The following is a 13,068-nucleotide window of genomic DNA, read 5'->3' on the forward strand; positions in this document are numbered from 1 at the left end:
GGGCGCGGCAGGCTTGGCCGCCTTTTTGGCCTGGGCGCGCCGCTGCTTGGCCGTCTGGCCCTTCAGGGCGGCCGGCTTGGGCGCCGCGGCCTTTTTCACCCGGCGGGGCTCGTCGGGATTGCGCGCGGCCGCCTTGCGCAAGGCATCGAAGCTGGTGCCCTTGACCAGGCGGAACTCGATGCGCCGCGCCTCGAGGTCAACGCGCGACACCTGCACCTGCACCTTGTCGGTCAGGCGGTACCTCATGCCGGTGCGTTCGCCGCGCAGCTCGTGCAGCGCTTCGTTGAACTGGAAGTACTCTCCCCCCAGTTCGGATACGTGTACCAGGCCCTCGACATGCAGCGTGTCCAGGGTGACAAACACCCCGAAGCTGGCCACCCCGGTCACGGTGCCGCTGAAATCCTCGCCCACCCGCTCTTTGACGAACCAGCACTTCAGCCAGGCCTCGACGTCGCGCGATGCCTCGTCGGCGCGGCGCTCGCTGGCCGACAGCAACAGGCCCAGTTTTTCCCAGGTGGCGTGCTCGTGCTCGCGCTGCGTGCGGCCGATAACCAGGGGCTGGTCTTCCAGGCCGGGCACGTAGCGCCGCCCCCCCAGCAAAGCCTTGATGACGCGGTGCGTCAGCAGGTCTGGATAGCGGCGGATCGGCGAGGTGAAATGGCTGTAGGCGGGATAGGCCAGCCCGAAGTGGCCGACGTTGTCCGGGCTGTAGATGGCCTGCTGCATGGATCGCAGGCACATCGTCTGCAACAGCTGGAAATCGGGCCGGGCGCGCACGGAATCCAGGAACTCGCCGTAGTCCTTGGCGGTGGGCGCGTCGCCGCCGCCCAATGACAGGCCCAGCGTGCGCAGGAACTCGCGCAGCGAGGTCAGGCGCTCGGGCGTCGGGCCCTCGTGGATGCGGAACAGGCCGGGGTGCTTGCTGCGGCTCATGAAGTCGGCCGCGCAAGTATTGGCGGCCAGCATGCATTCTTCGATGAGCTTGTGCGCATCGTTGCGGACCACGCCCACGATCTGCTCGATACGGCCCAGCTCGTTGCAGACGATCTTGGTCTCGACCGTGTCGAAATCGATGGCGCCGCGCTTCTTGCGCTGTTGCACCAGCAATTGGTACAGCTCGTGCAGGTGCCGCACGTGCGGCATGATGTCGCCCAGCGCGTGCGCAACGGGGCCGCCCGGCTGCTGCAGGGCTTCCCATACCTGGGTGTAGGTGGTGCGCGCATGCGAGTGCATGACCGCGTTATAGAACTGATACGCCGTCACTGTGCCGGCCTTGGCGCCCGTGGCGGGAATCACCATGTCGCACACCAGCACCAGCCGGTCGACATTCGGATTCAGCGAGCACAGGCCGTTGGACAGTGATTCCGGCAGCATGGGGATCACGCGCCGCGGGAAATACACGCTGGTGCCCCGTTCCAAAGCGTCGTCGTCCAGCGCATCGTCCGGCGTGACGTAATGGCTGACGTCCGCGATGGCCACCAGCAGGCGCCAGGCTGGCCGCTTGCGCTGGCCGCTGCCCAGTTCCACGGGTTCACAGTACACCGCGTCGTCGAAATCGCGCGCGTCTTCGCCGTCGATGGTGATGAGCGGCACGTCGCGCAGGTCGACCCGGTCTTTCAGGTCGGCCTTGCGCACGGCATCGGGCAGGCGTGCGGCCTGCTTGGCGGCGGGCTCCGAAAATTCCACCGGCACGTCGAACTTGCGCACGGCGATCTCGATTTCCATGCCCGGATCGTCGATCTCGCCCAGTACCTCGAATACACGGCCCAGCGGCTGCGTGTGGCGCGTGGGCTGCTCCATGATCTGCACCGACACCACCTGCCCATGCTGGGCGCCATTGGTGTCGCCGGGCGGAATCAGGATGTCGTGCTTGATGCGCTGGTCTTCCGGCACCACGATGGACAGGCCGTGCTCGTGCAGGAAGCGCCCCACCAGCTTGTTGGTGCGCCGCTCGATGACTTCGACGATCATGCCCTCGGGCTTGCCGCGGTATTCGCCTGAAGGCTTCACCAGCACACGGTCGCCGTGCAGCACCTTGAGCATTTCGCGCGGCGACAGGAACAGGTCGGTGCCGCCGTCGTCGCGCAGCAGAAAGCCGAAACCGTCACGATGGCCCTGCACCTTGCCAGCCACGAAATCCAGCTTGGTGGCCAGCAGCAGTACCCCCTTGCGGTTGGGCATCAGCTGGCCGTCGCGTTCCATGGCCGCCAGGCGGCGCTCGAAGCCCACCAGCGTGGCCGGCCGCTCGACCCCCATGCGCTGGGCAAGCTCGGCCGGCGCCAGCGGACTGCCCGCCGAACGCAATGCCTTCAGGATGTCCTCGCGGGAAGGCACATCGGGGTCGAAATCGGGGGGCGTTTCGGGCACGACGAATCCTGATCTGCCGTTGTTATTGTTATTTGAATCTTTATTCGATCGTTTTGCCAAAGTTTAAAATCCTGTATATAATCTTTCGCTTCTGTGGTCTGCCCAAGGCTGATCACTGCAGCAAGGCCAGAAGGTGTTCTGTGTGATGCGTCGCTAGTTATTTGCAGCGTATCATACAAACCTGAAATGCCATGCTCAGTGCCCAGGTGGCGGAATTGGTAGACGCGCATGGTTCAGGTCCATGTGCCGCAAGGTGTGGAGGTTCGAGTCCTCTCCTGGGCACCACGGAATTCAGGCGGTTCGGGCTCACCGGGCCGCCGCCCCCAACCCCCGGCAGCTGTTTCAAGCTGCCGGGGGTTTGTTTTTGTGCCTCAACGCACGGCTGCCGGCACGCTGAACGTGGTCGCGCTGGTAGCGCTGCTCTCCCATGGCGGCAATCTGCCCCGCCACCAGTTGCTCGAAAGGCGCCAGCAGGGCCGAATACCTGGCGGGCGCCTCCAGGGCGTCCAGCGCCAGCGCCACCGCCTCGATCGTGGACAAGGCCTGCGGCAAGCCGGCGTGGCGTATGCGGTATTGCGACGCCGCCGTTCCAGGCAATGTCACGCGCGGCAAAGCGGCCAGCCCGGGATGCGCGGCCAGCATCTGCCGCGCCTGGCGCCAGGTTCCATCCAGCACCACCAGCAGGCGCGGCGGCCCGGCATCCGGGGCACCCGTCCCACCGGCGGCAAGCACCTCCGCCCCGTCTTCCGGAAACAGCAGGCAGGCCCGGCACCCCGGCTGCCGCCACAGGCGGGCATCGAACTGCCGTCCGACATGCAGACAGGCGTTATTCAGGCCCAGCACGGCCAGGCGGCCGGTATTCAAGGCATGGCGCGCCTCGTCGGGATGCTGAAGTACCAGCACCCGCGTGCGGCTATCTAGCGCCGGAATCCAGGCACACAGGCAATGCGACTGCGGCCGCAGGCAATTTGCGCAGGCCGGCCGCCTTGCCGGCACGGCCAAGTTGCGCCCGTCCGGAAAAGTGTGCATAATCCGCGTCCTCTGATGTTCAAACGCAATTAGACAACATTGTGCTTGAGCAACAGCGCCCAGGTGGCGGAATTGGTAGACGCGCATGGTTCAGGTCCATGTGCCGCAAGGTGTGGAGGTTCGAGTCCTCTCCTGGGCACCAATTACTACGCCGCGGTTTACCTCCGCGGCGCGCCGAAAACCCCGATCGCCATGCGTTCGGGGTTTTTCTTTTTCAGGCCCGCAGCACCCGGCTCATGGCCACATGCTCAATACCGGCCTCGACGAACTCATCGCCCTGGGCCTGAAAACCGTGCGCTTCGTAAAAACCGCGAGCGTGGGTCTGGGCATGCAGCAGCAACATGCGGTGGCCGTCGCCATGCCCCTGGGTTATCAGGGCATCCAGCACCTGGCCGCCTACCCCGGTGCCGCGCGCCGACTTGCGCACGGCCAGGCGGCCGATATGTCCATCGGGCAACAGGCGCCCGGTGGCAACCGGCCGGCCGTCCTGGCCATACGCCACCGCGTGGACAGCGGTGGCATCGTCATCGTCGATCTCGATGTCCAGCGGCACGGCCTGTTCCACCACGAAGACCTCGTGCCGTACGGCGCAGGCATCGTCGCGCAGGCGATCCCAGGTTCCCAGGACAATACGGATGGCGGGCGCGTCGGGCATGAGAGTCTCCGGTAGTGGGCAAAACACGGGCCGAGGCGATGGCCCCGGCATTCTTGATTTTCGCAGGTCGCGCCGGCATCGGATAGCGGCGCCGCAGTAGAATGTGCGGTCCCGTTACCAGCATTGCATCATGCACGCCGTCGTTACCGCAGCCCTGCCGGTTTTTGCCCTGATCCTGACCGGCTGGCTGGCGGCCCGCTGGAACGTCCTGGGCATCACGGCCACCGATGCGCTGAACCGCTATGTGGTTTACCTGTCATTGCCCGCGCTGCTGTTCCGGGCCATGGCCAATGCCGACCCAGGCCAAATGCACTGGGGCTTCGTGGCGGCGTTCGCCGGCGGCGTGGCCGCTACATTCGCCGCCGCCAGCCTGGCCTCGCGCCGGCGGGGCCAGGCCCTTACCGACCTCAGTATCGAGGGGCTGGCGGCGTCTTACACCAATGCCGGCTACATGGGCATCCCCCTGTGCCTGGCGCTGCTGGGCCCCGCCAGCCTGGCGCCGGCCGTCATCGCCACCCTGCTGACCGCCTGCGTTCTGTTTGGCGCCGCCATCGCCCTGATCGAACTCGACCAGCACCGCGACCGCAGCCTCGCCGCCACGCTGTACAAGGTGGGCCAGGCGCTGCTGCGCAACCCCTTGCTGATCGCGCCGCTGCTGGGCTTGGCCAGCACCCTGTCCGGCCTGCGGCTTCCCGCCGGCCTGGACCGCTACGTGGAGCTGCTGGGATCGTCCGCCAGCCCCTGCGCCCTGGTCACGATCGGCCTCTTCCTGGCCCAGGCCCAGCCGGGCGGCGAAAGCAGGGCCGTCGCCCGGCTGGTGGCCAGCAAACTGCTGCTGCAGCCTGCCATTACCGCCGTACTGGCCTTCCTGGTATTCAGCATGCCGCCGGTGTGGGCCTGGTGCGCGGTGCTGATGAGCGCGCTGCCCATCGGCACCGGCCCGTTCATGCTGGCGCAAATGTACGGGCGCGACGCGCGCGCCACCTCGCGCGCCATTCTGCTTTCCACCGTACTGTCGGTACCCACGGTTTCACTGCTGGTCGCCTGGATCAGCAGCCGCGCCCTTTCCTGACCCAACCACGCCATGCTGCTTCCCGCCGCCATTTTTGTCGCCACACTGGTCTTCGTGATCTGGCAACCCCGCGGCCTGGGCATCGGCTGGAGCGCATCGGCGGGCGCCGCGCTGGCGCTGGCGACGGGCGCGGTCCACCTGGGCGACATATCGGCGGTCTGGCACATCGTCTGGAATGCCACCGCCACCTTCATCGCCATTATCATCACCAGCATCATCCTGGACGCCGCCGGCTTCTTCGAATGGGCGGCGCTGCATGTGGCGCGCTGGGGACGCGGACGCGGCCACTGGCTGTTCGCGCTGATCGTACTGCTGGGGGCCGTGGTGTCGGCGCTGTTCGCCAACGATGGCGCGGCCCTGATCCTGACCCCCATCGTGATGGAAATGCTGCTGGCGCTGGGGTTCGGCCCCGGCGCCACACTGGCCTTCGTCATGGCGGCAGGCTTCATCGCGGACACGGCCAGCACGCCGCTGGTGGTCTCTAACCTGGTGAACATCGTGTCGGCCGACTTCTTCGACATCAGCTTCGGCCGCTACGCGGCCGTGATGGTGCCGGTGAACTTCGCCGCGGTGGGCGCCACACTGGCGGTGCTGTTCGTGTTCTTCCGCAAGCAGATACCGGCACGCTACGACGCCACGCAACTGCCCTGCCCGCGCTCGGCGATACGCGATCCGGTGACTTTCCGGGCGGGAATGGCCGTGCTGGCCTTGCTGCTTGCGGGTTTTTTCGTCCTGGAACCCCTGGGCATTCCGGTCAGCGCCATTGCGGCAGCCGGCGCCCTGGCGCTGCTGCTGGTGGCCGGACGCCAGCATATCGTGGGCACCCGCCGCGTCATGCGCGAAGCGCCCTGGCACATTGTCGTGTTTTCCCTGGGCATGTATCTGGTCGTGTACGGGCTGCGCAATGCCGGCCTCACCGCCCACCTGACCCAGTTGCTCGACAGCCTGGCCCAGCGCGGCATCTGGGAAGCCGCCATGGGCACCGGCGTGATCATGGCCTTCCTGGCTTCGGTCATGAACAACCTGCCCGCCGTGCTGGTGGGCGCGCTGGCCATCGCCGACACCAGCGCCACCGGGGCCGTGCGCGAAGCCATGATCTACGCAAACGTGGTGGGCACCGACCTGGGCCCCAAGATCACTCCCATCGGCAGCCTCGCCACGCTGCTGTGGCTGCACGTGCTGGCCCGCAAGGGCCTGCGCATCACCTGGGGCTACTACTTCAAGGTCGGCATCGTGCTGACCCTGCCGGTGCTGCTGGCCACCCTGGCCGCGCTGGCGCTGAGGCTGCGGTAATAATCGGCTGCTGCCTGGCCGCCACCCGCATCTGGTAAGGTTGCCGTCATCCGCAACCAGGAGACCCGCATGAGCTGGCTACTCGGCCGATACACCACCTTCATTCTTGTTCTGCTGGGCACGGCGGTCACCTTGCCCCTGGCGTTGCTGCGGGCGCCGGGCTGGTGGTGGGCGGCCGCGCCGCTGGCATTGCTGGCGATACTGGGCGTTTACGACGTGATTCAGCCACGCCACGCCATCCGGCGCAATTATCCGGTGCTGGGCAACCTGCGCTTTCTTTTCGAGTTCATCCGCCCCGAAATCCGCCAGTATTTCCTGGAAGACGACACTCACGCCGCACCGTTCTCGCGCGCCCAGCGTTCCATCGTGTACCAGCGCGCCAAGCGGGAAATCGACAAGCGGCCTTTCGGCACGCAGGAAGATGTGTATGGCGACCGCTACGAATGGATCAACCATTCGCTGGTGCCGGCCCATGTGGAAGACCCTGATTTCCGCGTCACCGTGGGCGGCCCGGACTGCCGCCAGCCCTATTCCATGTCGGTATTCAACATCTCGGCCATGAGTTTCGGCGCACTCTCGTCCAACGCCGTACTCGCCTTGAACGAGGGCGCGCGCCAGGGCAACTTTGCGCACGATACGGGCGAAGGCGGCATCAGCCGGTACCATCGCGAACCGGGAGGCTCGCTGGTGTGGAACATCGGCTCGGGATACTTTGGCTGCCGCGACGAAAGCGGCGCGTTTTCCGAAGCCGCCTTCGTGCGCAACGCCTGTACTCCCCAGGTGAAAATGATAGAAATCAAGCTGTCGCAAGGCGCCAAGCCGGGACATGGCGGTATCCTGCCGGGCGCCAAGGTCACGCTGGAAATCGCCGATGCGCGCGGCGTCACGCCGTGGCAAGACTGCAATTCGCCCTCCAGCCATAGCGCCTTCGATACGCCCATCGCCTTGCTGCATTTCGTGGCACGGCTGCGCGAACTGTCTGAGGGCAAGCCCGTCGGCTTCAAGTTCTGCATGGGCCACCCCTGGGAGTGGTTCGCCATCGTGAAAGCCATGCTGGAAACCGGCATCACGCCCGACTTCATCGTGGTGGACGGCGCCGAGGGCGGCACCGGCGCCGCCCCCGTCGAATTCGTGGACCACGTCGGTACTCCTTTGCGCGAGGCGCTGCGCCTGGTGCACAACACGCTGATCGGCGTGAACCTGCGCGACCGCATCAAGCTGGGAGCATCGGGCAAGATCATCACGGCGTTCGACATGGCGCGCGCCATGGCCATGGGCGCCGACTGGTGCAACGCCGCGCGCGGCTTCATGTTCGCCATAGGCTGCATCCAGGCGCAGGCCTGCCATACCGGGAAATGCCCCACTGGCGTCACCACGCAAGATCCGCTGCGGCAACGCGCGCTGGTCGTGCCCGACAAGGCCCAGCGCGTCGCCCATTTCCACCAGAACACCTTGCATGCGCTGGCCGAACTGCTGCAGGCCGCCGGGCTGACGCATCCCAGCCAATTGCGGCCCCATCATATTGCGCGCCGCATATCCTCCAGCGAAGTGCGCCTGCTTTCCGCCTTGTTCCCCGAGCTCGAGCCCGGCGAACTGCTGCGCGGGGAATTCCGCCATACGGTATTCAAGGTGGGCTGGTCCATGGCACGCCCCGATTCATTCCAGCCCGCGCACGATGTCACCGTGGCCCTGGCCGCCCTGCACCGCGAACAAGCCGCCGCCCATGCCTGAAGGCGTGGCTGACTATAGCCAGCGCTCGAACAGGCGCGAGAAAAATTCCATGAAGCGGTCGTCCGCCCCACGGCCTTGCCAGGCTTGCAAGGTGACCGGCTCGGCGTCGGCGACATCGCGCTCGAAAAGCGCTTCCATCTCGGCGCCGAAATCCGGGCCGAGTATCACCGCGTTGATCTCATAATTCAGCGCGAAGCTGCGCCAGTCCATGTTGCTGGAACCCACGGTGGACCAGACACCGTCCACCACCACCGTCTTGGCGTGCAGCAGCGCATCGCGGCGCTCGTAGATCTTCGCACCCGCCTTCAACAAGCCGTCGTAATGCGACCGGCCCGCATGGAACACCAGCGATGAGTCGCTGAATCCGGGCAGCACCAGCACAACGTCCACGCCCCGCCTGGCCGCATCCTGCAGCGCCTGGACAAAGGCCGGGTCCGGCACGAAATACGCCATGGTGATGTGGATGGATTTCTGGGCACTTTCGAACGCCGACATCAAGGTCAGGTACACCGTATATCCGTCGCTGCGATCGGGCTGATTCGCGAGAATGCGGACGGTCAGGTCGCCTTGCGGTGGGATCCTGGGGAAAAACTCGCGCGGCGTCATGGGCGGCCCCTTCTGCGAAGCCCAGCCTTTCAGGATGACCCGTTCAAGCTCGGCCACCGCGGGGCCGGCGATGCGGATATGTGTATCGCGCCAGGGCTGCGCCTCGCCCGCATTCTTGGCGGGGCGCGAGCCGGACGAATACACACTGCTGACATTGATACCCCCGAGGAAGCCCACCTTGCCGTCAACGACCAATAGCTTGCGATGATTGCGCTGGTTCGGCGACCATCCGGTACGCGCCTCTGCCGGATTCACCGGGTTGAAAACCGCGACCTGCACCCCTGCGTCGCGCATGCGGTCGAACAGCGCGTCGGGCGTGCCCAGCGTGCCCACGGCGTCAATCATGACCGCCACGGCTGCCCCGCGCCGGTGAGCGGCGATCAAGGCATCGGCGAAGCGCTGGCCTTCTTCGTCGTCTTCGAAAATATACGTTTCCATGTGCACATACTGGCGGGCCCCGTCGATGGCTTCCAGCATGGCCCGGTAAGTGGACGGCCCGTCGGACAACAGCCGGACCTGATTGCCGGGCACCAGCGGTGCGCCGCTGATGGCAGCCTCGATGGCCCGGTGGCGGGCATGGAAATCCTGCGCACCCTGCGCGTCTGCGTCTGCATGTGCCACGATGTCCCGCCCTTTTTGATAGCTGGACCACCCCGTGTCGGCCGAGCGGCCGGCCTGCTGTTTGCGCGCCTCCCGCTCCTGCGCGTCAGGAACGGTGGCGCATGCCGCAAGCATGGCCGCCAGCACCAGCCAGGGCGCCAGGCGTGCCGCACGCCAAAGATCGCGGGCCATGGCGCCAGGTCCTGGTCAGGGCTGCCATTGGGCCCTGTGCGATACCGTGTTGCGGCGCGATGATGTGCTGCCGCGGCGCACGGGTTCGCGATCCATCCAGCGGCCGCCACGCCAGCGGCCGTGTTCACGGTCCACCTGGAAGCCGCCAGCGTCCCGCAGCAGCGCCATGACGGCATCTTCTTCATCGGGTTCTACATGCACGGCCAGTAATACCGCCTGGTCGGCCGCGGGCAAATTGTGCAGGCGCGCATTGCGCATGGCCACCAGCCGCCGCGCGGCCCATACCGCGCCTATGGCAGCACCTACGCACGCGCCAAACGCGGCTCCGCCTATGACGGCAAGATCGCCGCGGGCCAGGAAAATCGCCGCGACGCAGCCTAGCAAAGCGCCCGTGGCGGCCAGGGCGGCCGCCCGCCACGCCATGCCATAGCCGGCACGGTCGGCCAGGGCCTCGGGATCTTCGTCCCAGGACTGCACCCGCCCGGTGCGGCGCCCCCCGCGAAACAAGCTCACGGCCTCTTCGCGGAAACCCTCGGCAAAAAGAGCATGCGCCGCGCTTTTGGCCGACGGAACACTATCGAAACGCGCAACGATCATCGAAGACATATTCTGTCCCTTGGCATGGTAGTTCCTGACTTTATTCTGCTCGACCGGCGTGGTGCTGTCCTGAGGTTTCGCTACCAGCCGTAAAGCAGTATTTCGGCGGCCGGGATAAAGACACACTTTCTCGCCAGCCACCCCGGCTTGCTTGCTTTTGGTTAAAAAGCATTGCAATCGCCATGGGACGCTTGACAGCGTCGTGGGGTGGCCGGCCACAATAAGTCTTGCGCACAGCGCTTCTGCAAGGAAACCGCATGGTCCCATCCCGCAGCATGCTCGCTACCGCCCCGCCCGTCGACGCAGAATCCTCGCCTGACGAAGCGGCCGTCACCCAGGAACTGCAGGCCGGCCTCTTGGCCCACCCTGCCCACATTGAACCCAAGTATCTGTACGACAGTCTCGGCTCCAGCCTGTTTACCGCCATTACCCAATTGCCCGAGTATTACCCCACGCGCTGCGAAGCGGAAATCCTGGGCGAGCACGCCGCAGGCATCGCGCGGCATGTCGGCGCGGTGGATACGCTGATCGACCTGGGCGCGGGTGATTGCGCCAAGGCCGAGCGCCTGTTCGGCAGCCTGCGGCCGCAACGCTATGTGCCCATCGACATTTCGGCCGACTATCTCCAGGCGGCGGTGCGGCGCCTGGAACAGGCCTATCCACAACTGCGCATTACGGCGCTGGGCCTGGATTTTCACGACGCGCTGACGCTGCCCGGCGACATTCCCGCCGCGAACCGCCTGTTTTTCTATCCCGGCTCGAGTATCGGCAATCTGGACCCCGGCCGGGCACTCGCTTTGCTGAGCCGGGTGCGCGCGGCCTGCCAGGGCGGCGGGCTGCTGGTGGGCGTAGACAGGATCAAGCCGCGCAGCGTGCTGGAACCGGCCTACGACGACGCCCTGCACCTGACAGCCGCATTCAACCTGAACATGCTGCGCCACGTGAACCACTTGCTGGGCAGCAATTTCGACGTGCGCCAGTGGAGCCACGTGGCGCGCTACGACGAGCATCGCTCGCGCATCGAGATGCACCTGCAGGCGCTGTCCGACGTGCTGGTCAGCTGGCCGGGCGCCGAGCGGCGCTTTGCCAGCGGCGAGCGCATCCACACCGAAAGCTCGTACAAGTACAGTGTGAAAGGCTTTCACGATCTGCTGACACGCGCCGGCTACACACGCATTCAGCATTGGTCCGATTCGCGCGACTGGTTTTCCGTGTTCAGCGCGCGGGCCTGATGAATACCCCTCACCCATGACGCCACAGGAGACCGCCATCGATCCCGCCTCCCTGCTCACCCACCCCGCCGCGCCGCAACAGGACGCCGCGGCGAACCTGCCCTGGCGTTATCGGCATGTGCGAGAGCAGACCCGCGCACTGGCCCAACCCCTGAGCCCCGAGGACTGCCAGATCCAGTCGATGCCGGACTGCAGCCCCGTCAAATGGCATCTGGCCCATACCACCTGGTTCTTCGAAACTTTCATCCTGTGTCGCTTCCAGCCCGGCTACACCCCTTTTCATCCGCAGTACCGCATGCTGTTCAATTCGTACTACAACGCGGTGGGCGCGCGCCATCCGCGTCCCCAGCGCGGCATGCTGTCACGCCCGCCCCTGCAGGATGTGCTGCGCTACCGCGAACATGTCGACACCGCCATGGACGCGCTGATGCCACGCCTGGCCGGGGTGGAACCGGCGTTCGACAACTTGCTGGAACTGGGCCTGAACCATGAACAGCAGCACCAGGAACTGATTGTCACGGACATCAAGCACGCCCTGTCGCTCAACCCGCTCAAACCCGCCTATGCCGCGCGCCTGCCGGACACTCCCGACCTCACCGTCCCTGCTGGCTGGATCGATTTCGACGTCGGGCGCGTGCGCATCGGGCACGAGCCGCCCGGCTTTGCCTTCGACAACGAAGGCCCCGCCCATGACGTGCTGTTGCAACCGTTCCGCCTGGCCAGCCGCCTGATTACGCAGGGCGAATACCTGGAGTTCATGCGCGATGGCGGCTACCGGCGTCCGGAACTATGGCTCTCGCTGGGCTGGGACCAAGTCTGCGCATCGCAATGGCAGGCGCCGTTGTACTGGGAAGGCGAGCATGACGACTGGCAGGTCTACACCCTGTACGGCATGCAGGAACTGGACGCCCACGCGCCCGTCACGCACATCAGCTATTACGAAGCGGACGCTTATGCCCGCTGGGCCGGGGCGCGCCTGCCGCGCGAAGCGGAATGGGAACATGCCGCGCGCTCGGCCCCCGGGACGTCGCCGGCCAATATGCTCGACAGCGGCCACCTGCACCCACGCGCCGCGCTACCCGGATCCGGGCCCGCGCAACTGTACGGCGACGCCTGGGAATGGACTTGCAGCTCGTACGACGCCTATCCCGGCTATGCGCCGCCCGCCGGCGCCGTGGGCGAGTACAACGGCAAGTTCATGTGCAACCAGTACGTGCTGCGCGGCGGCTCGTGCGCCACGCCCGCCGGCCACATCCGCGCTACTTACCGCAACTTCTTTCCGCCCGAGGCGCGTTGGCAGTTTTCAGGAATACGCCTGGCTCGCGACACTTGAACCGTTTGCGTGGCCATAAAATGTCATGCTAGAATTTCGTTCTTGCCCGGCGTTACACCGTGGCAACATGACTGGAAGCGCGGTTCAAGCCCTGGCTCAGGGCGCTGCACGGTGGCTTCAAGTTTGGCGCATTAGCTCAGCCGGTTAGAGCGACGGAATCATAATCCGCAGGTCCCCTGTTCGAATCAGGGATGCGCCACCAAGAATGCAAAACGGCCCGCCTCACTGCGGGCCGTTTTTTTGCCGCCGGGCGCCACCCCAAGGCAAAGCCCCCACGGGGGCAACAAGCCGAAGGCGCAGCGTGGGGGCTTTTTTGCCGCCGGGCCGCCCCAAGGCAAAAAGCCCCCTTGGGGGGCAGCAA

Annotated in this window: 10 protein-coding genes and 3 tRNA genes; 8 read left to right on the forward strand and 5 right to left on the reverse strand. The window is 65.9% G+C overall.

Annotated elements, in window-relative coordinates; translation table 11 throughout:
• On the reverse strand, positions 1 to 2,427 hold a 2,427-nt coding region (rnr, locus tag LPZ50_RS13430), incomplete at its 3' end, for a ribonuclease R (protein WP_230661981.1).
• Positions 2,428 to 2,567: 140 nt separating this feature from the next.
• On the opposite strand from rnr, the gene LPZ50_RS13435 reads away from it, so the two are divergent.
• A tRNA-Leu gene (locus tag LPZ50_RS13435) sits at positions 2,568 to 2,652 on the forward strand.
• A 57-nt stretch (positions 2,653 to 2,709) separates the two neighbouring features.
• Here the strand turns inward: LPZ50_RS13435 and LPZ50_RS13440 are convergent.
• Positions 2,710 to 3,396, reverse strand: coding sequence for a tRNA-uridine aminocarboxypropyltransferase (locus tag LPZ50_RS13440; protein ID WP_230661982.1), 687 nt, complete (start codon positions 3,394 to 3,396; stop codon positions 2,710 to 2,712).
• Between the two features lie 57 nt (positions 3,397 to 3,453).
• Here LPZ50_RS13440 and LPZ50_RS13445 point away from each other — a divergent pair.
• Positions 3,454 to 3,538: transfer RNA gene (locus tag LPZ50_RS13445), tRNA-Leu, on the forward strand.
• Positions 3,539 to 3,610: 72 nt separating this feature from the next.
• Here LPZ50_RS13445 and LPZ50_RS13450 read toward each other — a convergent pair.
• Entirely contained in the window at positions 3,611 to 4,051 is a 441-nt protein-coding gene (locus LPZ50_RS13450) for a GNAT family N-acetyltransferase (protein WP_230661983.1), read from the reverse strand.
• 130 nt (positions 4,052 to 4,181) lie between these two features.
• Here LPZ50_RS13450 and LPZ50_RS13455 point away from each other — a divergent pair, with 130 nt between their 5' ends.
• From LPZ50_RS13455 to LPZ50_RS13465, 3 genes are all read left to right on the forward strand, one after another.
• Positions 4,182 to 5,123 (forward strand): AEC family transporter, encoded by a 942-nt coding sequence (locus LPZ50_RS13455; RefSeq protein WP_230661984.1) that lies wholly within the window; start codon positions 4,182 to 4,184, stop codon positions 5,121 to 5,123.
• Positions 5,124 to 5,135: 12 nt separating this feature from the next.
• On the forward strand, positions 5,136 to 6,416 hold the full coding sequence (locus LPZ50_RS13460) for an arsenic transporter (RefSeq protein WP_230661985.1): 1,281 nt from the start codon (positions 5,136 to 5,138) through the stop codon (positions 6,414 to 6,416).
• A gap of 69 nt (positions 6,417 to 6,485) precedes the next feature.
• Positions 6,486 to 8,147, forward strand: coding sequence for an FMN-binding glutamate synthase family protein (locus LPZ50_RS13465; protein WP_230661986.1), 1,662 nt, complete (start codon positions 6,486 to 6,488; stop codon positions 8,145 to 8,147).
• Between the two features lie 12 nt (positions 8,148 to 8,159).
• On the opposite strand, the gene LPZ50_RS13470 is transcribed toward LPZ50_RS13465, so the two are convergent.
• Together LPZ50_RS13470 and LPZ50_RS13475 are read right to left on the reverse strand one after the other, a co-directional pair.
• On the reverse strand, positions 8,160 to 9,545 hold the full coding sequence (locus LPZ50_RS13470) for a phospholipase D-like domain-containing protein (protein ID WP_230661987.1): 1,386 nt from the start codon (positions 9,543 to 9,545) through the stop codon (positions 8,160 to 8,162).
• A 15-nt stretch (positions 9,546 to 9,560) separates the two neighbouring features.
• Positions 9,561 to 10,151, reverse strand: a complete 591-nt coding sequence (locus tag LPZ50_RS13475) for a hypothetical protein (RefSeq protein WP_230661988.1) — start codon at positions 10,149 to 10,151, stop codon at positions 9,561 to 9,563.
• A 248-nt stretch (positions 10,152 to 10,399) separates the two neighbouring features.
• On the opposite strand from LPZ50_RS13475, the gene egtD reads away from it, so the two are divergent.
• The 3 genes from egtD to LPZ50_RS13490 all read left to right on the forward strand — a co-directional run bounded on the left by egtD (position 10,400) and on the right by LPZ50_RS13490 (position 12,909).
• Positions 10,400 to 11,374 carry an L-histidine N(alpha)-methyltransferase gene (gene egtD / locus LPZ50_RS13480; RefSeq protein WP_230661989.1) on the forward strand — a complete coding sequence of 325 codons (975 nt, stop codon included), beginning with the start codon at positions 10,400 to 10,402 and terminating at the stop codon, positions 11,372 to 11,374.
• Between the two features lie 16 nt (positions 11,375 to 11,390).
• On the forward strand, positions 11,391 to 12,707 hold the full coding sequence (gene egtB, locus LPZ50_RS13485; RefSeq protein WP_230661990.1) for an ergothioneine biosynthesis protein EgtB: 1,317 nt from the start codon (positions 11,391 to 11,393) through the stop codon (positions 12,705 to 12,707).
• A 125-nt stretch (positions 12,708 to 12,832) separates the two neighbouring features.
• A tRNA-Met gene (locus LPZ50_RS13490) sits at positions 12,833 to 12,909 on the forward strand.
• The last annotated feature ends 159 nt before the right edge of the window (positions 12,910 to 13,068 follow it).

Source organism: Bordetella petrii, from assembly GCF_020991325.1.
GTDB lineage: Bacteria > Pseudomonadota > Gammaproteobacteria > Burkholderiales > Burkholderiaceae_B > Bordetella_A > Bordetella_A petrii_E.